The 20,944-nt window shown below is 64.2% G+C and carries 23 protein-coding genes; 16 read left to right on the top strand and 7 right to left on the bottom strand.

The window, feature by feature from the left end:
* Positions 1 to 54: 54 nt before the first annotated feature.
* Complete coding sequence (locus tag J2T07_RS06475) at positions 55 to 597, bottom strand: cysteine hydrolase family protein (RefSeq protein WP_306848371.1); 543 nt, start codon at positions 595 to 597, stop codon at positions 55 to 57.
* 106 nt (positions 598 to 703) lie between these two features.
* On the opposite strand from J2T07_RS06475, the gene mgrA reads away from it, so the two are divergent.
* Positions 704 to 1,735 carry an L-glyceraldehyde 3-phosphate reductase gene (mgrA, locus tag J2T07_RS06470; protein ID WP_306848369.1) on the top strand — a complete coding sequence of 344 codons (1,032 nt, stop codon included), beginning with the start codon at positions 704 to 706 and terminating at the stop codon, positions 1,733 to 1,735.
* Positions 1,736 to 2,006: 271 nt separating this feature from the next.
* Complete coding sequence (locus J2T07_RS06465; protein WP_306848368.1) at positions 2,007 to 3,254, top strand: MgtC/SapB family protein; 1,248 nt, start codon at positions 2,007 to 2,009, stop codon at positions 3,252 to 3,254.
* On the opposite strand, the gene J2T07_RS06460 is transcribed toward J2T07_RS06465, so the two are convergent.
* Both J2T07_RS06460 and J2T07_RS06455 read right to left on the bottom strand, forming a co-directional pair.
* Complete coding sequence (locus J2T07_RS06460) at positions 3,244 to 3,888, bottom strand: DUF2238 domain-containing protein (protein ID WP_306848366.1); 645 nt, start codon at positions 3,886 to 3,888, stop codon at positions 3,244 to 3,246. The genes J2T07_RS06465 and J2T07_RS06460 overlap by 11 nt on opposite strands.
* Positions 3,885 to 4,046, bottom strand: coding sequence for a hypothetical protein (locus J2T07_RS06455; protein WP_306848364.1), 162 nt, complete (start codon positions 4,044 to 4,046; stop codon positions 3,885 to 3,887). The genes J2T07_RS06460 and J2T07_RS06455 overlap by 4 nt, the downstream gene beginning before the upstream one ends.
* A gap of 101 nt (positions 4,047 to 4,147) precedes the next feature.
* On the opposite strand from J2T07_RS06455, the gene J2T07_RS06450 reads away from it, so the two are divergent.
* From J2T07_RS06450 to J2T07_RS06425, 6 genes are all read left to right on the top strand, one after another.
* A complete protein-coding gene (locus tag J2T07_RS06450) occupies positions 4,148 to 4,846 on the top strand; it encodes a DUF3348 domain-containing protein (protein ID WP_430539320.1) in 699 nt (232 codons plus the stop codon).
* Positions 4,847 to 4,856: 10 nt separating this feature from the next.
* Positions 4,857 to 6,779, top strand: a complete 1,923-nt coding sequence (locus J2T07_RS06445; RefSeq protein WP_306848362.1) for a DUF802 domain-containing protein — start codon at positions 4,857 to 4,859, stop codon at positions 6,777 to 6,779.
* Positions 6,776 to 7,426 (top strand): OmpA family protein, encoded by a 651-nt coding sequence (locus J2T07_RS06440; RefSeq protein ID WP_306848360.1) that lies wholly within the window; start codon positions 6,776 to 6,778, stop codon positions 7,424 to 7,426. Before J2T07_RS06445 ends, J2T07_RS06440 begins: the two co-directional genes overlap by 4 nt.
* Before the next feature lies 1 nt (position 7,427).
* Positions 7,428 to 7,805 (top strand): DUF2894 domain-containing protein, encoded by a 378-nt coding sequence (locus tag J2T07_RS06435; protein WP_306848358.1) that lies wholly within the window; start codon positions 7,428 to 7,430, stop codon positions 7,803 to 7,805.
* A gap of 70 nt (positions 7,806 to 7,875) precedes the next feature.
* The gene (locus tag J2T07_RS06430) at positions 7,876 to 8,319 is read left to right on the top strand and encodes an SRPBCC family protein (protein WP_306848356.1); all 444 of its coding nucleotides are present in this window, start codon (positions 7,876 to 7,878) and stop codon (positions 8,317 to 8,319) included.
* 17 nt (positions 8,320 to 8,336) lie between these two features.
* The gene (locus tag J2T07_RS06425) at positions 8,337 to 8,990 is read left to right on the top strand and encodes a glutathione S-transferase family protein (protein ID WP_306848354.1); all 654 of its coding nucleotides are present in this window, start codon (positions 8,337 to 8,339) and stop codon (positions 8,988 to 8,990) included.
* A gap of 1 nt (position 8,991) precedes the next feature.
* Here the strand turns inward: J2T07_RS06425 and J2T07_RS06420 are convergent, their stop codons facing one another.
* Entirely contained in the window at positions 8,992 to 9,483 is a 492-nt protein-coding gene (locus J2T07_RS06420; protein WP_306848352.1) for a MarR family winged helix-turn-helix transcriptional regulator, read from the bottom strand.
* 250 nt (positions 9,484 to 9,733) lie between these two features.
* Between J2T07_RS06420 and J2T07_RS06415 the strand changes: the two genes are divergently transcribed.
* From J2T07_RS06415 to J2T07_RS06405, 3 genes are all read left to right on the top strand, one after another.
* Complete coding sequence (locus tag J2T07_RS06415) at positions 9,734 to 10,963, top strand: serine hydrolase domain-containing protein (protein WP_306848350.1); 1,230 nt, start codon at positions 9,734 to 9,736, stop codon at positions 10,961 to 10,963.
* Between the two features lie 93 nt (positions 10,964 to 11,056).
* On the top strand, positions 11,057 to 12,616 hold the full coding sequence (locus J2T07_RS06410) for a glycoside hydrolase family 30 protein (protein WP_306848348.1): 1,560 nt from the start codon (positions 11,057 to 11,059) through the stop codon (positions 12,614 to 12,616).
* Positions 12,617 to 12,772: 156 nt separating this feature from the next.
* Positions 12,773 to 13,804 (top strand): serine hydrolase domain-containing protein, encoded by a 1,032-nt coding sequence (locus J2T07_RS06405; RefSeq protein WP_306848347.1) that lies wholly within the window; start codon positions 12,773 to 12,775, stop codon positions 13,802 to 13,804.
* Positions 13,805 to 14,049: 245 nt separating this feature from the next.
* Here the strand turns inward: J2T07_RS06405 and J2T07_RS06400 are convergent, their stop codons facing one another.
* Positions 14,050 to 15,144: a PQQ-dependent sugar dehydrogenase gene (locus J2T07_RS06400; RefSeq protein WP_306848345.1), complete on the bottom strand. Its 1,095-nt coding sequence runs from the start codon at positions 15,142 to 15,144 to the stop codon at positions 14,050 to 14,052.
* A 216-nt stretch (positions 15,145 to 15,360) separates the two neighbouring features.
* On the opposite strand from J2T07_RS06400, the gene J2T07_RS06395 reads away from it, so the two are divergent.
* The 3 genes from J2T07_RS06395 to J2T07_RS06385 all read left to right on the top strand — a co-directional run bounded on the left by J2T07_RS06395 (position 15,361) and on the right by J2T07_RS06385 (position 17,923).
* Positions 15,361 to 16,506, top strand: coding sequence for a sensor histidine kinase (locus J2T07_RS06395; RefSeq protein ID WP_306848344.1), 1,146 nt, complete (start codon positions 15,361 to 15,363; stop codon positions 16,504 to 16,506).
* The gene (locus J2T07_RS06390) at positions 16,503 to 17,336 is read left to right on the top strand and encodes a LytR/AlgR family response regulator transcription factor (RefSeq protein ID WP_306848341.1); all 834 of its coding nucleotides are present in this window, start codon (positions 16,503 to 16,505) and stop codon (positions 17,334 to 17,336) included. The genes J2T07_RS06395 and J2T07_RS06390 overlap by 4 nt, the downstream gene beginning before the upstream one ends.
* A 110-nt stretch (positions 17,337 to 17,446) precedes the next feature.
* Positions 17,447 to 17,923, top strand: coding sequence for a nuclear transport factor 2 family protein (locus J2T07_RS06385; protein ID WP_306848338.1), 477 nt, complete (start codon positions 17,447 to 17,449; stop codon positions 17,921 to 17,923).
* Positions 17,924 to 18,112: 189 nt separating this feature from the next.
* On the opposite strand, the gene J2T07_RS06380 is transcribed toward J2T07_RS06385, so the two are convergent.
* The gene (locus J2T07_RS06380) at positions 18,113 to 18,685 is read right to left on the bottom strand and encodes a TetR/AcrR family transcriptional regulator (RefSeq protein ID WP_306848337.1); all 573 of its coding nucleotides are present in this window, start codon (positions 18,683 to 18,685) and stop codon (positions 18,113 to 18,115) included.
* Positions 18,686 to 18,760: 75 nt separating this feature from the next.
* Between J2T07_RS06380 and J2T07_RS06375 the strand changes: the two genes are divergently transcribed.
* Together J2T07_RS06375 and J2T07_RS06370 are read left to right on the top strand one after the other, a co-directional pair.
* On the top strand, positions 18,761 to 19,630 hold the full coding sequence (locus J2T07_RS06375; RefSeq protein ID WP_306848335.1) for an alpha/beta hydrolase family protein: 870 nt from the start codon (positions 18,761 to 18,763) through the stop codon (positions 19,628 to 19,630).
* Positions 19,627 to 20,049: a hypothetical protein gene (locus J2T07_RS06370; protein WP_306848333.1), complete on the top strand. Its 423-nt coding sequence runs from the start codon at positions 19,627 to 19,629 to the stop codon at positions 20,047 to 20,049. Before J2T07_RS06375 ends, J2T07_RS06370 begins: the two co-directional genes overlap by 4 nt.
* Here J2T07_RS06370 and J2T07_RS06365 read toward each other — a convergent pair.
* Positions 20,020 to 20,895: an AraC family transcriptional regulator gene (locus J2T07_RS06365; protein WP_306848331.1), complete on the bottom strand. Its 876-nt coding sequence runs from the start codon at positions 20,893 to 20,895 to the stop codon at positions 20,020 to 20,022. The genes J2T07_RS06370 and J2T07_RS06365 overlap by 30 nt on opposite strands.
* Between the last annotated feature and the right edge of the window lie 49 nt (positions 20,896 to 20,944).

The raw sequence follows: 20,944 nt of genomic DNA, 5'->3' as shown, positions 1-20,944 counted from the left end.
ATTCGGCTCATTTCGTGAGCCGAATATACGCTCTATTCGGCTCACGACCAAGGCTCACGCGACAGGGAAACGTATCTCCGCAGCCGCTTTGACCCTCGCGCGGGGGCCGAAGCTGCTGATATTGCTGAGCGTACGGTTGTGGTGGGCAATGATCTGGGCGGCGGTGAGCACCCCGTTGTCTAGGGTCGAGTGCGCGTCCCCTGCAAGCGTGACGGGAAAGCCCAGGGCCAAGGCGCGCCGCACGGTCGTGTCGATGCAGAAATCCGTCTGCAGCCCGCAGACGACGAGGTCGGTCACTTCCAGCCGTTCCAGTATCTCGCTCAGTTCCGTCTTGTGGAACGCGTCCGGCGTGGTCTTGCGCACTCGGATATCGCCATCGGCGGCCGCGAGCCCCTGCGCCAATTGCCAGCCGTCGCTGCCGAATACCAGTGAGCCTTCGTCTTCTTCGTGCTGGATGAAAATCACGCTGGCGCCGCCGATCTTCGCGTTGGCGATCAGCATGTTGACGCGCTTGAGCATGTCCTTGATGTCGAACGCCTCTTCCTCGCCGGAACAGAGCGCTTGCTGCATGTCGATGACGAGCAGGGCCGTGGTCATGTGTGCGCTTCATCCGCCTTTCGAAGATGCCGCACAGTCTGCACCTATATCCGCTTCAGCGGAACGGCGCGTAACATTCAGGACTTCATTTGATGGAGCATCGTCCGTGTCCTACCAAGCCGCATCGAATCGTTACGACAACCTCATGCCTTATCGCCGTTGCGGGCGGAGCGGTATCGACCTTCCCGCCATCTCGCTGGGCCTGTGGCAGAACTTCGGTGGAGCCGACGTCTTCGAGACCGGCCGCGCCATCCTTCGTCGCGCCTTCGATCGTGGCGTGACCCATTTCGACCTCGCGAACAACTACGGCCCGCCTTACGGATCGGCGGAAGAGAATTTCGGACGGGTGATGGCGAGCGACTTCGCACCCTACCGCGACGAACTGATCATCTCGACCAAGGCCGGTTGGGACATGTGGCCGGGCCCCTACGGCGGCATCGGTGGCAGCCGGAAGTACCTCATCGCCAGTCTCGACCAGTCGCTCAAGCGCATGGGCCTGGACTATGTCGATATCTTCTATTCGCATCGTGTCGATCCCACCACGCCCCTGGAAGAGACGATGGGTGCGCTGGCGCACCTGCATCGCCAAGGCAAGGCGCTGTATGTGGGCATCTCCAGTTACTCGCCCGAACTCACGCGCAAGGCGGCCGCCATCCTGGCCGAGGAGCGCGTGCCGTTGTTCATCCACCAGCCCAACTATTCGATGTTCAACCGATGGATCGAGGGTGGCCTGCTCGACACGCTGGATGAACTCGGCACTGGATGCATCGCCTTTTCTCCCCTGGCCCAGGGTCTGCTGACGTCGAAATACCTGAAAGGCATTCCCGCCGATGCGCGCGTCACCCGTGAAGGATCGCTCGGCAAGGAACAGCTCAGCGAAGCGAACCTCGAACGCATCCGCGCGCTCAACGCCATCGCCGAACGCCGTGGACAGACGCTGGCCCAGATGGCGATCGCCTGGTCGTTGCGCGACCCGCGCGTGACGTCCTCGCTGATCGGCGCGCGCACGGTGGAGCAGCTCGACAACTCGCTCGACGCCGTGAAGAGCCTCGATTTCACTGCCGCGGAACTGGCCCAGATCGACGCCTACGCGACCGATGGGGGAACGGACCTCTGGCGGGAGTCGGCGAAGCTCTAGGCCGCCGTGGAATCGCGTTCCTGGCATTCCATGGCGTGCGGATTGGCGTAGTCTTCTCTACACCGCACGCCGTGCGACCGCGATCTCAACCAAGGAGGCGATATGAGCAAGGGTATGGATTCGAAGAAAAGCGACAAGAAGAAGCCGGCCAAGACGATGAAGGAAAAGAAGGCCGCCAAGGACGAGAAGAAGCGGAACCTCAAGTAGCGGCCCGACACCGGGTCGCCGTGGAGGGAGGAATGATGAGCCCTGTCGCAAAGGAGCCGGCCGCATGATGTCCATGGACATCGGTGCGGCCATTTACGGCATGGGCGCCGCGCTGATCGTCGGCTTGCTGGTGGGCCTGGAGCGCGAGCGCGCCAAGGGTGACGGGCCGGAGCGTGAGCCCGCGGGTATCCGCACGTTCGCGTTGCTCGGCCTTTGCGGAGCCGTCGCCACCCTTCTCGGCGCGGTGGTCACCGCCGTGGCTGGACTCGCGATCGGCACGATGATGCTTGCCTCCTACCGCCGCACCCGTGACCGCGACCCGGGCCTGACCACCGAGATCGCCATGCTGGCGACCTTCCTGCTCGGTGCCCTGGCGATGTCGTCGCCGCCGTTGGCGTGCGGCGTTGGCGCCGCCGTGGCGATCATCCTCGCCAGCAAGCGGCGTCTTCACCACATCAGCAGGCACCTGATCAGTGGGCAGGATCTGCACGATCTCCTGCTGCTGGCGGGAGCGACATTCATCGTGCTCCCCCTGCTGCCGGACCGTACGCTCGACCCCTGGCATGCGCTCAACCCGTATCGCCTGTGGCTCCTGGTGATCGCGGTGATGGCGGTTTCGGCCGTGGGTTACGTCATGTTGCGGGCGCTTGGCTCGCGCTCGGCGGTCGCGTTTGCCGGGCTGGCGGGCGGTTTCGTGTCGAGCACGGCCACGATCGTTGCCATGGGCGATCGGGCACGCGCTACTCCAGAGGTGGTCGCGGCGGCATCGAGCGGGGGAGTGGCGTCGAACGTCGCCACGTTCGCGCAGCTGGCGGTGGTCGTCGGCATGCTCTCTCCGCCTCTGCTTGCCCATCTGGCCCTGCCGTTGGCGGTGGCGGGAGGCGTTGCCATCGGCATGGCGCTCCTGCTCGGCTTTCACTCCAGTGCTTCACCTTCCGACACCGCGGCCTTCGCGGGCAAGCGTCCATTCGAACCACGGTCCGCCATTCGTTTCATGCTCATGTTTGCCGGCATCATCCTGTTGGCGGCCATCATTCGGGATTATCTGGGAAGTACCTCGATACCCTGGGTGCTGGCGATGTCGGGTATCGCCGATGTCCATGCGGCGGCGGCGTCGGCCGCGCAAATGGTTTCGTCCGGCAAGGCCACGATCGAGACGGGCGAGCAGGGCGTACTGGCGGCGCTGGTGGCGAATACCCTGCTCAAATGCGTGCTTGCGGTGTTCCGTGGAGGTCGTGAGTATGCGCTGCGCCTGGTGCCGTGCGTGCTCGCCGCCACGGCGGTCTTCGCGATCGTGCTTGCTATCGATTGATCGGCACACCGGCTTCGACGGGGAGTCGTCGTGTCAAGCCGAGGAACAGCATGGACACGATGCTGCCCAGCGACGCCAGAAGCATGTCCTGCTGCGCATCCCAGGGATCGCCTTGCGTTCCCAGGTATTCCTGGCCCAGGTCACCCCCGAATGCGGTAGCCGCGGCCCACTCCACCAGCTCGTAGATCAGCGCGTGGGACATGATGAAGGTCACGGGAAGGATCCAACGCCATATGCCGCGCGGCGGTGCCCGCTGTGCAAGGAGGTCGGCGGCTGCGGGAGTAATCAGCAGTCCGTACGAAAAATGTACAAGGCGGTCGAAGTCGTTCCGCGTCAGGCCGAGCAGGCTGTTCAACGTCACGCCGAAGGCGTCGGCAAACCACTGGTCGTAAGGGACGTTCGAGTAGGTGTAGTGCGCCCCGGTCTCGTGCAGGATCAGGAACACGAAGAGCGACACATAACTGGCGTTGGATAAACGCAGCCGGCGGTAGCCGAAGACAAACAGCGGCAGCGCCACCGCGACGACGGCATTTTCAAGCAGCCAGTCCGCCCAGACAGCCGGTGCGATGGCTGAAATCACGATGACGACGATCGAGCCGATAAGCAGGGTGACCGGCAGGCGTTGTCGATTCACGGGACCGCCGCGATGGACGGTGTGCCGTCCTCGACATTTTTCCGTTGGCCACCCAGGAACACGAGCCAGCCGGCGACACCCGCTGTCAGCGAGCCGAGCAGGATGCCGAGCTTCACTTCCAGTCGTCGGAGGGGCGACCAGATCGGCTTCCTCGTCATGCGGCATCCATGGTGTCGTGGCGTCGGGGGGCGGAGTGAACCGGCGAGCCACCTACGATATCCGACGCACGCTGTGAAACAAAAGGGTAAAATCAGCCTCTTTGACCAGTAGAACCGTGCAATCTTCCCAACGGACGATGGTCCGGGGACCGACGTTCATCCGCCTGCTTGCCCGGCTCACGGACGTTGAGACCCCGCCCTCCAGCCAATCGCTGTCGGACCGCTTGAGCCAATGGCTCGAATGGACCCACGCCATCGCGCTCTCCACGGCCCTCGACGGCGCGCCATCGGCGCCGGCGGAGAATGTGCCGGTTTTGGGCGGGGCGCAGGAGGAGTGCACTCGCGCCCGGGCATCCCTGGTGAACGCCATCACGGGAGCGCGCGAACTGGTTCTTTCCGGCGATCGCGAGGTGGGGCGGGGCGTTGGCGTGGACGAGACGACCGACTACACGCTGTTCCGCCAGCGATACCTCGCCCTGCAAAGGTCGATGCAGGCCACGACAGGCAAGCTGCGGGGCCGCCTTCGGGACATGCTCGCGGTGGAATCGCCCGCGCTGGCCCGGTTGGCGGAGGTCGACGCGGTGATGGAACTCGCATTGAGCCCGCGCGAGCAGACGTTGCTGGGTGCCGTGCCCGCCGTGCTCGGGGGGCACTTCGATCGCCTTCGCCATCGGGAGCAGGCGGGATCGGGCGCATGGATGGACGTATTTCGAAAGGACATGCGGAGCGTCCTGCTCGCCGAACTGGATGTTCGTTTTCAACCGGTCGACGGCCTGCTTGCAGCGCTGCGCGCCAGCTAATTGGGTAGTCATGTTCAGAAATCCTCTTTACTTCGCCGTGTTCCTCGTCGGCCTCGCCGCCATCGGCTGGATCGGCATCGGCTACGTCGGCTCGAATCCGCTGGGTGCGGCGGTCGCAGGGCTGATCGGTGCCTGTTACCTCGTCGGCGCGGTCGAATTGCACCGCTATCGCCAGGCCTCGCGGTCGCTGCGGCTGGCGGTGGCCGACCTGTCCGCGCCGCCGCCGAGCCTGGCGGCCTGGCTCGACTCCTTGGACACCAGCCTGCGAAACCCGGTGCGCCTGCGCATCGAGGGTGCGCGCGCGGCCATGCCCCCACCGGCATTGACGCCTTACCTGGTTGGCTTGCTCGTCTTGCTGGGCATGCTGGGCACGCTGCTGGGCATGATGGCGACGCTGAGGGGAACCGGCATCGCGCTGGAAAGCGCGACGGACCTGCAGGCGATCCGTGGCTCGCTCGCGGCGCCCGTGAAGGGACTTGGCTTCGCTTTCGGCACGTCGATCGCGGGCGTGGCCGGTTCCGCGATGCTCGGGCTGCTCTCGGCCTTGTGCAGGCGCGAGCGGCTCGAGGCGGTACAGCTGCTGGATGTGAAGATCGCCACGACCCTGCGCATCCATTCACAAGCGCACCAGCGTGAGGAAGCCTTCAGGCTCCTGCAACGGCAAGCCGAGTCGATGCCCGCCCTGGTCGACCGCCTGCAAGCGATGATGGCGGCTATCGAAAAGAACAGCCTCGCCGCCGGTGACCGCCAACTCGCGAACCAGGAGGCATTCCATGCCTCGACCGATGCGATGTACACGCGCCTCGCGTCGTCGGTCGAGGCGTCGCTGAAGGACAGCGTCGCCGAAAGCGCGCGCGCGGCGGGTGAGACGCTCCAGCCGGTCATCGACGCCACCATGGCCGGACTCGCGCGCGAAGCGGCGTCGTTGCACGACACCGTGACGAAGGCCGTACAGCGGCACCTCGACGGTCTCACGGCAGGCTTCCAGGCATCCACCGCGACGGTCGCCGGCCTCTGGAACGATGCCCTGGCGGAGCAACGCCGTACGAACGAAGCCCTGGCGAACGATCTGCGCGGCTCGCTGGAAGCGTTCACCCATACCTTCGAAGCGCGTTCGACGGGCGTCGTGGAATCCATCTCCGCGCGTTTCGAAGCCACTTCGATCGATACGGCGGCCGTGTTCGAGCGACACGCCGCGTCGTTGGTGGATGCCGTCCGTCAGTCGCATACCGACCTGCAGGATGCACTGGCATCGCGTGACGAAGAACGGCTCACGTTGTGGGCCGACACGCTTGCCCGCACCGCCGGTGACATCACGGCACAGACCAGGGCGGACGCCAGCGCCACCATCGCCGAGATCTCACGCCTCGTCGAAGCCGCCTCCGAGGCACCCAAGGTTGCCGCCGAAGTGGTTGCCGAACTGCGGCAGAAACTTTCCGACAGCATGGTTCGCGACACGGCGATGCTGGAGGAGCGGAGCCGCTTGCTGGCGACGCTGGAAACCTTGCTCGATGCCGTGAACCACGCCTCGACCGAGCAACGTGCCGCCGTGGACGCGCTGGTGGCGACATCGGCCGATTTGCTGGAGCGTGTGGGTACGCGATTCACCGACCAGATCGAGGCCGAGACCGGCAAGCTGGCGTCGGTCGCCGCACAGGTCACCGGCAGTGCCGTCGAGGTGGCGAGCCTGGGCGAAGCGTTTGGCGCGGGTGTCCAGTCGTTCGGCCAGTCGAACGACGCCTTGATGGAGCGACTGGACCGGATCGCCACCGCACTGGACAACTCGCTCGTGCGCAGCGACGAACAACTGGCGTATTACGTGGCGCAAGCGAGGGAAGTCGTCGATCTCAGCGTACTGTCGCAAAAGCAGATACTGGATGACATGCAGCGTCTCGCCGCGCAGCGCGTGTCCGCCATGGATGAAACGGCATGAGCGACGACGTCGAGTTCGAGTCGGAATCCGCGGCGCCCATCTGGGCCGCGTTCGGCGACCTGATGTCGGTGTTGTTGGGTGCCTTCGTGCTGATCCTGGTGGGCGTGATCGGCATGCAGCTGCAACTGTCGAATCGATTGGACGAAGAGGTCAGGCGGCGGCAGGCCGAAGCGCAGCGCCGCATGACGCTCGAACAGGCGCTGGCGGTGCCGCTCGCCGCGGGACGCGTCACGCTGGTCGACGGACGCATCGGTATTCGCGGTAGCGTGCTCTTCGCGCTGAATTCGGACCAGCTCCAGCCTGAAGGGCGCGAACTCCTGAAGAGCCTCGCGGCTCCGCTCACCCAGTACCTGGCGTCTCGAAACGAAGTGTTGATGGTCAGTGGCTTCACTGACGACCAGCCGGTGCGCGATAGCAACCGCCATTTCGCCGATAACTGGGAACTGTCCGCGCAGCGTGCGCTTACGGTGACGCGTGCGCTGATCGCCGAGGGCGTCCCGGCGCCGTCCGTGTTCGCCGCCGCGTTCGGTGCCGAACAGCCCGTCAGCCCCAACGCCACCGACGAGGGTCGCGCGAAAAACCGGCGCGTGGAGATAGCACCGATTCCGAAGCCGTCGACGGCTACCGTGGCGTCCCATGGACCGTAGCGTGTCGCGTGCTCGCGGTCCGCTGGGGCAACTGGTGGACGAGTTCGCCGGCGACGCGGCATCCCGCGCCTATCCCGAGCTTCCCGCACTCGATGATTTCCGGAAGATTTGGTCGAGCCTGCGTGCCGAGAGTCAACTGAGGCAGACGCTGGAGTACGTGCCCCGGAACGCCGGGCCGCTCAACTCGAACGCCCTGGTGCACCGGTCGATCGAACTCATGCGTGAATTATCACCGGGATACCTGAGACACTTCCTTTCCTATGTCGATGACCTGGCGTGGATGGAGCGGGTGACAGCCGCAGGCCCCTCGGCGGAAAAGGCCGCACCCCAGGCGGCGAGCATCGGGAAGCGGGCCAAGGGCAAACGCGTCCGTCGATAGTCCATGTCGATTTGGGATATTCCCGTTCGTCGTAGGCAATGAGGACTCCACCTCGCCACGAGAATTTCCCATGACCGGCACCGTTCGCCTGCATCGCGTATTCACCGCTCCGGCCGAGCGCATCTACCGCGCCTTCCTCGACGCCGCCGCCACGTCCAAATGGCTGCCGCCCGATGGCTTCACCTGCACCGTGCACGAGCTGGACGCGCGGGTTGGCGGTAAGTATCGGATGACCTTCACGAATTTCTCCACCGGCAACGGCCACGGCTTCGGTGGCACCTACCTGGAACTGGTGCCGAACGAACGTATCGTCCACGACGACCGTTTCGACGACCCCAACCTGCCCGGTAGCATGGTCACGACGATCAGCCTGCGCGCCGTGTCCTGTGGGACGGACGTGCAGATTGTCCAGGAGGGGATTCCCGCCATGATTCCGGTCGAGCAGTGTTATCTCGGCTGGCAGGAGTCGCTGACCTTGCTCGAGCGGCTGGTCGAAGTGGCGATCCCGGACTGACCCAAAGGACATTCACCATGAGCATTGTCATTACCGCGTTCGAACGCTCCCCCGACGGCGGTCTGGGCCTGGCACGCGACACGCGCGTTCGCTGGGCACTCGAGGAAGTGGGCCGACCGTACGGGGTTCGTCTCGTGTCCTTCGGTGCGATGAAGGAGCCCGCGCATCTGGGCCTCCATCCGTTCGGCCAGATTCCCACCTATGAGGAAGGCGACCTCGTGCTGTTCGAAAGCGGCGCGATCATCTTTCACCTCGCCGACCGGCACACAGGCTTGTTGCCGGACGATGCCAATGCCCGGGCTCGCGCCATCACCTGGATGTTCGCCGCGCTCAATACCGTGGAGCCGCCAATCCTGGAACTGGTGACCGCCAGGTTCGTGGAGGGCGACAAGCCCTGGACCCAGGAGCGCATGCCCCTGATCGCGGATCGCATCCGCGGGCGGCTGGACCGGCTCGCCACCCACCTGGGCGCCGCCGAATGGCTCGATGGTGAGTCCAGCGCAGGCGACCTGATGATGGTATCGGTGCTGCTCAGGCTGAGGCCTTCGGGGATTCTCGCCGAGTTTCCCAGCCTTGCCGCCTATGTCGCCCGCGGCGAGGCGCGTCCGGCGTACCAGCGGGCGTTCGCCGCCCAGTTGGCGATCAACGCCGCGCCGGCGCCCGCACCCTGAGCTAGGAGTTCGTCTCTTCGTTGCCCAGCCGCTGCATGATCCGGTCGAACAGCGATCGCCTCGCCAGCGCCTCGTCCAGGCGATCGAGCGCGGCGATCGCGTCATCGGCTTCCGCGTTCACCTCCAGCGCGGCGGCCTCCATGGCTCGCCATAACGGTTGCAGCCGGCGAATCAGCCGCGTGCCCGCGCCGGTCAGCGCCAGGTAGCGCCGCCTCGCGTCGGCGTCGTCGTCTTGCGATGCGATCAGGCCGTTCTTCTCGAGCGACTGCCGCGCCTGGCTTACCGAGACGTGGGTGATGCGCAAGGCGGCGGCGAGTTCGCTGACGGTCATCGGGCCATTGATCGCGAGTTGGTTGAGCGTGCCGAACCAGCGCTGTTCGAAGCGCGTTCCGGCCGTGGCGTAGGCGCGGGTCGCGTCACGGTCGATCGTTTCGGACAGTCGGCGCAGCCGGGCACCGAGCGCCTTGCCGCCCATGCGTGAGGTGTAGTCCATCGCTTGTGTTTCCCAAATCATGTGGCCAGAATGGTAGGCGCCTACATAAATTCTTGCAATGGGCCCATGGCGGCTTTCGGGGAGCGATATGGCACTGACTCGGCGCGATTTCCTTGGAACGGCATTGATGCTGGGTTGTTCTCCGAGGTTGTTATGGGCGGCCGACGCGATAGCGGACGATGGGCAGCGATGGCTGACGCGCTGGCTCGCCGCTTTCAACGATGCGCGCGCGTCCACGTACATCGATTTCGTGCATGACCACGTGCCGTCGCTCGTGCCGTACCTGGACGACGATCTCGGCCTCCGCGAGGCCTCTGGTGGCTTCACCCTGCTCGGCAGCGAGCCGACAGGGCCCGCGGAAATCACCGCCAAGCTGCGTGACCGTCGCTGGGACCGGTTCTCGCGCGTCGTGCTGACCATCGGCAAGGATCGTATCGATGACCTGTCCTTCCAGGGGGCGCAACCACCTGCGGACTTCCGGGTGCGGCGGCTGGGAGAGCGCGATGCCATCGACAGTCTTCGACTCAAGCTCCGCACCGAGGCCGCCGACGGGCGGTTCTCTGGCACGGTTCTCGTCGCGAAAGGCAGAACAATCTTGTTTCGCGAAGCCTACGGTGATCGCGCGATTTCACCTTTGCGTGCGGTTACGCCGAAAACCCGGTTCTGCGTCGGGTCGATGGGCAAGATGTTCCTCGCCGTCTGCGTACTGCAATTGATCCAGCAAGGCCGGATGCGCCTGACCGACACGATCGCGTCGCTGCTGCCGGCTTATCCCAACACAGCCCTGGCGCGGCAGGTGACGGTGCAGCACCTCCTTACGCACAGTGGCGGCACCGGCGACTTCTTCGGCCCCGAGTACGATGCCCATCAGGCCGAGCTGCGGACGCCGTCCGACTTCATGCGCCAATTCGGAAAAAGGGACCCGGCGTTTCCGCCGGGATCGCGCTGGGGATACAGCAACTTCGGATACATCCTGTTGGGAGCTATCGTCGAGCAGGTGACAGGGGCGGCCTGGGATGCCTACATGGATACCCATGTGTTCCGTATCGCCGGCATGACCTCGACCTCGCCGCATGCATCGAGGGAGGGCACCGCCCAACCGTTCACCGGCTCGGCTCAGACAGGCCTCAAGCCACTGCCTTTCTATGTCGGCCTGCCTGCTGGTGGCGGTTATTCAACGATCGACGATCTGCACCGCTTCGGCGTGGCCTTGCGCGGCATGCGCCTGCTCGATGCAGGCCATCTAGGCTTGCTAACGCGCGCCCACATCCCGGCCGGAAGCGCGCAGTGGTCGCTCGGGTTACGCGTGGCCGTCCGCAACGGGGCGACCTACTATGGTCATGGTGGCAGCGCGCCTGGGGTGAACGGTGATTTCGCCATCTATCCCGGCTCCGGCTACCAGACGGTCGTGCTATCCAACCGCGGGCATCCGCATGCCGCCAACGTCGCGGACTATATCGGCGCGCGGCTGCCGTCGTGATCGAGGACGCTCCAGGCCTCATCGAACCCAAGTAATATGGCTCCATGTTGACCCATGTGAACTGCAACGCCGACCATGGGATTTGCCGACGCCATGGATGAGCGACAGCCGGATTCGAACCGCGCGGACATCATCCTCGTCGCGTTGATCCCCCTGCTCGCCGTGGCCGCCTTGTATGCGCAGCACTTCGTGGAGCCCATGGTGGCGATCCAGGCTGCTCCGTCTGTGCGGCCGGTCATGCCGGCGGTCGAAGTCTGGCTGAGCACGGCCGATCATCGCCTGAAGCTGGCGCCGCAGCCCGACATCGATACGAGGTCTCACGATGCCTCGCCCGCCGACATCGTCATCGACGTCAATACCAGGTATCAGACCATGACGGGCTTTGGCGCGGCCATGACCGACTCGTCGGCGTGGCTTCTCCAGAACACCTTGAACGCCCTGCAACGCCGCGCACTGTTGCGCGAGCTATATGGCCCTCCGCCGAACCTCAATCTGAACATGATGCGCCTGATCGTCGGCGCCTCCGATTTCTCGTTGAAGCTGTATACGCTGGACGATATTCCCTTCGGGCAGACCGATCCGCAATTGCAGCACTTCAATGTCGCGCCCAATCTCCAGGACGTGATACCGGTGGTGCGCGAGGTCCTCTCGATCCATCCGGAAATGCTCATCGTCGCTTCGCCATGGAGCGCGCCCGCGTGGATGAAGACCAACGGCAACCTGATCGGCGGGGAACTGCTCGAGCAATACGAAAGCACGTACGCCGACTACCTCGTCAAATACCTCGATACCTATCGCGGCCATGGCATTCCCATATTCGCCTTGACCTTGCAGAACGAACCTGCCTACTCGCCCATCAGCTACCCGGGCATGGTCATGAGTGCGGAGACGCGTGCGCGGATCGTCGCCAGGTACCTCGGGCCGAAGCTGGCAGGGCGAAAGCCGAGAACGGCCATCCTGGACTGGGACCATAACTGGAGCCACCCGGAGCAGCCGTTGAGCGTATTGGCCAACGCTGAAGCCGCGCGCTACATCGACGGCGTGGCCTGGCATTGCTACGAAGGCAGCCAGCATGAGCAGGGCCGCGTGCATCGCCAGCACCCCGACAAGGATGCCTATATCACGGAATGTTCGGGTGGCGACTGGCCGTTGAACATGAATGGCGAACTGCTTTGGTTCACCCGGAACCTGCTGGTCACGGGAACCCGCCAATGGGCCCGTGGCGTCATCTATTGGAACCTGGCGCTGGACGAGAATCATGGCCCGCACTTCGGCGGCTGCCAGGCTTGCAAAGGCGTGATCACGATCGACTCGCAGACCGGGGCGGTGACGCGGAACGACGAGTACTACGCCCTGGCGCACTTCAGCAGGTTCGTCCTGCCGGGCGCGGCGCGAGTGAAATCCAACGACACCGATGCCGACAAGGGCATCGCCAACGTGGCCTTCCAGAACGAGTTCGACGGATCGATGGTCCTGGTGATGGTAAACATCAAGAAGGCTGCGCGCCCCGTTTCGGTGGCCGATGGCCGGTTCCGGTTCGAGTACACGATGCCGCCAGAGAGCGTTGCGACTTTTGTGTGGAATCCGGACTTGCCGGCGGCCCTGGTACGACGTGCCCTGCGATGGTTGGGCCATGGGGGCTCCTCCACGTAGAAGACGTCGGCACGTTTAAACCTTGCCGGAGCGTGTGGCATCCAACCCCTGGTCGCTCAGGCCGGGGAGATGTCGATGAACGTTCTTTCAAGATCGCGGAAGCGAGCGCATCCACGCGCCCCATGGCGGACCGCACTATGGCTGATGGCCTTGTCGATGACGTTTCCGGCATGGGCCGACTGTGGTGACTGTGCCGCTATCGTCCGACGTTTCGTCGCCGAGGAAGGCTTCAATGGCGTGGTACTGGTAGGCCGGGGTTCGCACGTCGACTACTCCGCCGGCTTCGGGGTGGCGGACGCAGCCACGGATCGTGCGCTGACGGCCGACACGCCGTTCGAGTCCGGCTCGATATCGAAGTGGATCGCCGCGATCGTGGTCATGCGATTGGTCCAGCAGGGTCAGCTCGCGTTGGACGAGCCGATCTCCACCTATCTCCCTGACTATCGACGCGATAATGGCGACAAGCTGACACTGCGCAACTTGATGACCCATGCGAGCGGCCTTCCCAACGACATGGATGACGCCATCAAGCGCGACCCGGCCACGCGGACGTTGTCGATCGACCAGGCGGAGGCCGTGCGCCGCTTCGCGAGCGGCGACTTGCGTTTCGAGCCCGGAACGGAATGGGACTACTCGCATTCCAACTGGCTGCTGGTCAAGGCGATCGTCGAGCGGACCACGGGCCGGGACTACGCCTCCCTGGTCGACGGTTACATCGTCCGACCGCTTGCCATGCGCCATAGTGGAACCTTCAGTGGACCCTCGTTGGCGGTGCCCGGCATGGCCCACGGTTACCGGAAACTGACTCCCCAGGCGGAGCCGCTCGACAAGCCTTCGCCGAACTTCATGATGCTCGCCGGTGGATTCTACGCCAGCGCAAACGATCTCTTCACCCTGGCCAACGGCCTCTTCTCAGGCAAGGTGTTATCGCCCGAGTCCATGCGCATCCTGATGACCGTCGAACGCCCTGCCCAGCACTACGCCTTGGGCGGACGTACCAAGACGCTATCCTTTGGCGGCAAGGAGCATCCGGTCGCATGGGAGTACGGGTCCAACGGTGGGTTTCGGATGCTCGTATGGCGCACCATCGACGATGGCCATACCGTTATCTTGATGAATAACACCAGTTTCGACCACATGAAGATCGGAGGGCTGGCCACGGCGCTCATGGAAGCGAGCTATCGTTAGATCGGCTGGCAGCCATGCTAAAAAGAACGTCACACGCCCAACGTCCTGGTCATGGCGTTGCAGAAAGAGGGCGTTCTCGTGTCGACGCGAATCTATTCCGTGCTGCCAGACGGACGTGACCTCGTCGAGACCGTGGTTTATCCAGGAACCAACCGTACGCCCGTCATGCGTGCCAACCACTTCACGCGCGTTCGCTAGACCATACACCCGTAATGACGCGGGTCCGACGAACGATCGGCGTCAGGTCACAGTCGCTCCAGCCGCAGCAGGCGCCCGTCGGATTCGTCGGTGAGCAGGTAGACGGTACCGTCCGGTGCCTGCTTCACGTTGCGCAGGCGCACACCGGTGAGCAGTACTTCCTCGCCGACCACGCGATCACCCTGCAGGTCCAGCCGGAGCAAGCTTCCTGTGCTCAGACCCGCCAGAAGCAAGTCACCGCGCCATTCCGGAAACTGCTTGCCGCTGTAAACGGCCAGTCCGGCGGGTGCGATCGTGCGGTCCGTCCAGGTCCATGCCGGCGCGGTATAGACCGCGCCCGGCAGCGTCCGTGGCACATAGCCGGCATCGCGGTGGCGGCCCGCTGTATGTACGGGCCACCCATAGTTCGCATGGGGCCGCAGCAGGTTGATCTCGTCGCCCCGCGTCGCCCCGTGCTCGGACATCCAGATGCGCCCGTCGCCCGCCTGTGCCAATCCCTGCGCGGAGCGGATGCCCAGCGCATACATCCCCGGCACCGCACCCTTGCCGAAATCGGGATTGCCGCGCGCCGGTTTGCCATCCAGGTTGAAGCGGTAGATCTTGCCGCGTCGATCCGTGGGGTCCTGCGACACGGGTAGCGGAGGGTTGCTGCTTTCGCGGAAATGGCGCTCGCCCACGGTCATGTAAAGGTGACGCTGGCGATCGATCAGTAGTCCACCGCCGTAGTGGAAGCGCTCCGACGAGCGTGGCGTGGCATCGAAGAGCGAGCGTACGTCGACAAGGCGATCGTCGAGCAAGCGCGCGGTGGACAGACGGGTGGTCGTGCCATCCGCACCGCGCGATGTATAAGTGAAATAGATGCGGTGGTTGCGGGTGAAGTCCGGGTGCAGCACCACGTCGAACAGTCCGACATTGTCACCGCGGCCCTGGGCTGCGTTTTCCAGATCGTCGGGCAGGCCGGCGATAGGATGTTTCGTACCGTCCGGGGTGATCCGAACCAGAACACCTTCCTTCTCGCTGACCAGGAAATCTCCGTGGGGCAGGAACGCCATCGACCAGGGGCGCCGGAGGCCCGTGGCAACCGGAACCGTCTCCACCCGGGCCGTCGCCATGTTCGCGGCCAGTATCAGTTCGAGCAGCATCGACGACTCCTTTGGTATGGTGCTTCGCGGCCCTGGCGGACGCGCGTCGGGTGGAAGGAGGGGACAGGTATATGTCGTCCATGAGGCTAGCGGTTGCAGAAGCACCCGGTAGGGCGTTTGCGCCGAAGCGTTCCGCGCGCGCGCCGAGCCGAGTCGCAACCGCCACCCGGCGGAGGTGTCCCGTCTATGCTGTCGACAGGTCGCATCCCTTACGCCATGACTCCTGATTCCGTCGTTCCGAACGATCGTCCGCCGGACCCTGCAGCGGGTACGGTGCCATCGGCACGATCGGCGAATGCGTTGTTCTGGTGGCTCCACGCGGGCGGCTGGGGCGGTGTGTTCCTGGTCAACTATTTCTCCGCTCTCGCCAATGGGAAGCCGGCGGAGTACTGGACGGTGTTGCTCGCCGTGGCTATCGCAGGCTTCCTCGGTACGCTTGGCCTGCGCTATCTGTTGCGTGCGTGCGGTGACCGGCCGCCGGCGCGGGTGGCATGGCTGATGATCGTGCCGGCGGTGCTGATCGCCGCGGCGATGGGGCTCACCTACAAGCTGGTGACCGACCTGGAATGGTGCCGCCAATGCCTGCCCTTCACCCGCTTCGGCTATTTCACTTACGTGATCGGCCAGCTGTACGTGGTGGTGGGCTGGGCCAGTCTCTACCTGGTGATGACCACGTGGCGCAAACTGCGCATGCAGACCGAAGCGGCGCTGGCGGCGACCGCGATGGCCCACCAGGCGCAGCTGAAGATGCTGCGCTATCAGTTGAACCCGCACTTCCTGTTCAACACCCTCAATGCGATCTCGACGCTCGTGCTCGATCGCGACAACGCCACCGCGAACCGGATGGTGCAGGGGTTGAGCGCCTTCCTTCGTCATTCGCTCGATGCCGACCCGATGCAGCGGGTGACCCTGAAGCAGGAACTGGATGCGATCGGCCTCTACCTGGACATCGAAAAGACTCGTTTCGCCGAGCGTCTTCGGGTGGACGTCGAGGTCGAGCCCTCCTGCTGGCCGGCGCTGCTGCCGAGCCTTCTGCTGCAACCGCTGGTGGAGAACGCCATCAAGTATTCGGTGGCCCGGCGAGTGGAGGGCGGCATGATCGGCGTGCGCGCGGTTCGCGAGGGCGACCACTTGAAACTCTCCGTCGTCGACGATGGCCCGGGATGGCCGGGATTGGACCTGGTTGGCGTGCCGACCGACAGTGCGTCACGCGGCACCCGGGTCGGCCTTGCCAATACCCGTGACCGGCTGCGCGTGCTGTATGGGGCGCGGCAGAGCTTCGAGGTGCGTAATCGCGGCGAGGGCGGCTTCGCGGTGACGATGACGCTGCCGTTCGACATCGCGGACGCGTCACGGCAATGACCGCGTCCAGGGCCACGCGGGACAGGATGATCCGGACGCTGCTCGTCGACGACGAGCCTCTGGCGCGGCGTGGACTGGAACTGCGTCTGGCTGGCGAGCGCGACATCGTTATCGTTGGCCAGGTTGGTGACGGCGCGGCGGCGGTGCATGCGGTGTCGGAACATGCCCCCGACCTGCTGTTCCTGGACGTGCAGATGCCCGGGCTCGATGGCTTCGCGACCCTTCGCGCCATTCCCGCGCAACGCATGCCGCTGGTGGTGTTCGTTACTGCCTACGACCACTACGCGCTCCAGGCGTTCGAAGCGAGCGCGGTGGATTACCTGCTTAAGCCGGTGGACGATAGCCGCCTGCATCAGGCCCTTTTTCGCGTGCGCGAAACACTGGATCGACGTGAAGCCAGCGATCATCGCGCCAAGCTGCTCGGCCTGATCGGTACACTCAGTGGCCGCCCGGCGCTGACCCTGGACGAGGCGCTGGATACCGCGGGTGCGCGGGAACCGCGCGATCCGGAAGCGCCGTTGGCCATCCGCGACGGAGCACGCACGTTGCGCCTTCCGCGCGCCGGCATCCGTTGGGTCGATGCGGCGGGCGATTACCTCTGCATCCACACCGACCGCGACACCCACGTGCTGCGTACCCCCCTGGGACAATTGGAAGAACGCCTGGGGCCGAATCGTTTTCCGCGCATCCATCGTTCGACGCTGGTCAATGCGGCGCGCGTCGTCGCGCTGCGGCCACATCTCAATGGCGAGTATTTCCTGACCCTGGACTGTGGGCAGGAACTCAAGCTGTCACGCAGCTATCGTGATCGGCTCGCATTGTTCAAATGAGATGATGCGCTGAAAGCCATTGCGCCGAAGCGTGCGAAATCCGCGGTGAAAGCGATTGTCCGAAGGGTCATCGCCAGACATCCTGCGTCGACTTCCCACGGAGACGCGCCATGAACCAGCAACGGATTCGCCGTCTGCTCGCAGCCGCCCTCATCACCCTCACCGCGGGCGCGCAGGCCGTGCCTGCCGATACGCCGGCGATCCGCCAGACGGCGCAGCAGGACCCTGCCGCGCAGGAAGGCATGAGACAGGCTATCCAGTACTACTTCAGTGGACAGGCCACCGGCGAGGCATCGCACATGCGCCAGGCCTTCCTGCCGAGCGCGCGGATCGAGAGTGTGCGCGACGGCAAGTTCACGTCGCTGTCCCTTGACGAGTTCTGCGCGTTCTTCAAGGGCAAGGCCGCGGACAATGAGGCCTCGCGCGTGCGGACCATCGATTTCATGGATGCTTCGGGCAATGCGGGAACCGCCCGGATTACGCTGGATTATGGCGCCGTCGTGATCACCGATTACTTCTTGCTGCTGAAGATCGGCGACGAGTGGAAGATCGCGAACAAGGTTTCGTACTTTGGCCGGAGAGGGTAGGCCGGGTGGGATGACGACTGTCTTGTTCGTTGAACCAAGAAGTGGCCGGTACGGCCCAACCCGTTTTCAGCTACGGGGTGGGTCGATGCTGCAGGTCCTTGTGCCGAGACTCGTACTTGCCATGAGTATCGAAGCACTGGTTCTGGCGAGGTAAGCCAGAGCAGGATTCTCGTTGCCAGGCTGCACCAGCTAGAGTCCCGCGGCCCATTCAATCCGCTCAGCAACCTTATCGAACGGCGCAATGCTCCGTTGTGCACGACACAGCACGATGGCCCCCTCCACGCTTGCGACGATGAGCGTGGCGAGTTTGGCTGCGGACTCGGGTTCGTGGCCTTCGTTTGTCAGCGCGTTCGCAAGCAGCCCTTCCCAGTCGGCGAAAACGGCGGCGGCCGCGGCCAAGGCCTCCTCCGCGACGGCGTCGATCGGCTCCTCTACGGCCACGGCCATGACGGGGCAACCGAGGCGGAAGTCCGAACGCAGGAGAACGTCGCGCCACATCGACAGAAATCCTGCGAGGCCCGCCTTGGCGCCGGCCTGCAGATGGTGCTCCAGGCGCGCGCGCACTTGCGCTCCGGCGAACTTCACCGCCTCGACCACGACCTGCTGCTTGCCACCGGGAAAGTGATGGTAGGTCGAACCGAGCGGCGCGTCGGCGCGCTTGGCCATTTCGCGGATGCTGGTGGCATTGAGGCCGTGCCGCGCCAGCATCTCGGCGGTGGCCGCGACCACGCGTTGGCGGGCGTCGTTATGTCGGGGGCTCATGGGATGACCCTTGTTAAGACAGTCGTCATAGTTTAGCCTGTCTTTTCTATAACAACTGTCATAGAAAGTGCGCCCATGGACACCGCGGCCCTCCCCGAACACCTCACCGCCGCCGACGGCTATGTTCTCGGCGCCACGCGCTATCCGGCTCAGGCCCCTTTGCGTGGAAAGCTGATCGTCGCGGGGGCGACGGCGGTTCCGCAGGGCTTCTATCAGAGGTTCGCGAGCTTCGCCAGCGCGCGTGGCTTCGATACCCTGACCTTCGATTACAGAGGCATCGGGGGCTCGCGGCCGCCATCGCTCAAGGGATTCCGGATGGACCTGCTGGATTGGGGGCGGCTCGACCTGGCCGCAGCCATCGACAGCATGGCGCAAGGGCCGGAGCCGCTGTATGTCGTCGGCCATTCCTACGGAGGGCATGCCTTCGGGCTGCTACCCAATCATCGCAAGGTGACGGGTTTCTATGTCTTCGGCACCGGGGCGGGATGGCACGGCTACATGCCGTTGGGCGAACGGTTGCGCGTGCTCGCCATGTGGAACCTGGTGTTGCCGGTCCTGACATGGTGGAAGGGCTATTGCCCCTGGGAGATGTTGCGCCTGGGAGAGGACCTGCCGGCGGATGCGTATCGCCAGTGGCGCTACTGGTGCCGGTTCCCGCGCTACTTCTTCGACGACCCGGCCATGCAGGGCATCGAGCGGAGCTATGCGGAGGTACGTACGCCGATGGTGGCCGCCAATGCGCTGGACGATCTGTGGGCCTTGCCGTCATCGCGGGACGCATTCGTCCAGGCCTACTGCAACGCGCCATTGCGGCGCGAAGACCTCGATCCCGCGGAGGTTGGCGGAAAAGTGGGCCATATGGGCTACTTCCGTCCGTTGGCCGAGCCGTACTGGCAGGGCGTGCTGGACTGGTTCGCAAGCCTCTCGCCAAAGGCGGCGCCATGAACATGGAGCGATGGCTGCGTCGCTTGAAATGGGTCCTGCTCGCCACGGTCGCGGGGAGCGTGCTCCATTACGCCGATAACCTGATGTTCTTCGAGCAGTACCCGGAGCCAGTCTGGATCAATCGCACGATGATCGACGCGTTCTGGTTCGTGATGACGCCGCTGGCCTGGCTGGGTTATCGCTGGATCAAGGCCGGCTCGCGCATCGCGGGCACGATCGCATTGATGAGCTACGCCGGCTGCAACCTCATCACCTTGGGACATTATCGCTATGCGCCCATGTGCAGCGTCGGCCTGCGCATTCATGCGTTCATCTGGCTGGAAGCGATTCTGGCCTGCATGCTTGCGATATGGGTGGTGCTTCCCTATCTGAAGAGGGCCGAGACGAGGTCAGACGCTACGCAGGCTCGTACGCGCTAGGTCGTGGCTTGGTGAAGCTCCAAACATTCGTTTGTATTCGCGGCTGAACTGCGAAGTGCTTCCATATCCGACGGCGTAGGCAATGCTCGCCGTATCGCGCATTGCTGCCGTGATGCGACCACGCGCCTCATGCAGGCGTATGGTCTTCTGATATTGCAGGGGCGACATCCCAAGCACCTGCTTAAAGCGGCGATGAAAAACAGTAATGCTCATGCTCGCCTTATGGGCGAGCTGCTCGATGCTGACGTGTTCTGCGTAATTGGCCCGGATCCATGCCGCCGTGCCGCGAACCTGCCGAACTTGAGGGTCCGCCGTAGCGACTTCGGCAAGAACGTGCCCTCGCGGTCCACGCAATAGGCGGAACAGGATCTCGCGTTCGATGCCGGACGCAAGGAATGGGATTTCCTCCGGCCGTTCCAGCAGTTCGCATAATCGCCGCCAAGCGTCGAGCAGTAGCGGATCCGACTCCGTAATAGCGAAATTGCCGGGATGGCGATGCATGGCCGGAATACCCATTTCCATGGCCAGATCGGCCACCGCAAGGGGATCCAGCCTGAGCACCAAGGCCATGTAATAACCGCGCTGTGCATCAATCTGGAACTGGACATTGACGGGTAAGTCTGCCGCTGACAAAAGCAGCTGGCCTTCGCCGTAGTCCACGATATCCCTGCCTGAAAAGATCCGCTTGGATCCAGCCAATACCAGGCAAATCATGGGCTCATACAGCATGGGCAGCGATTTCGGCGCACTTAGCAGCCGCCCAATTCGTAGGCCCGGGATGGCGGTCTCAAATGATCTAGAGGCATGGCGCTCGCCAAGACGGCGCAACCGATCAAGAGGATTCATGGGCTGATCGTACTTTTGGCGCAGCGGCGATTCAACGGATTAGGCAGGA

Source organism: Luteibacter jiangsuensis (genome assembly GCF_030812295.1).
Lineage (GTDB): Bacteria > Pseudomonadota > Gammaproteobacteria > Xanthomonadales > Rhodanobacteraceae > Luteibacter > Luteibacter jiangsuensis_A.
The sequence above is the reverse complement of the archived record's forward strand: the minus strand, read 5'-3'. Positions and strand labels throughout refer to the sequence as shown.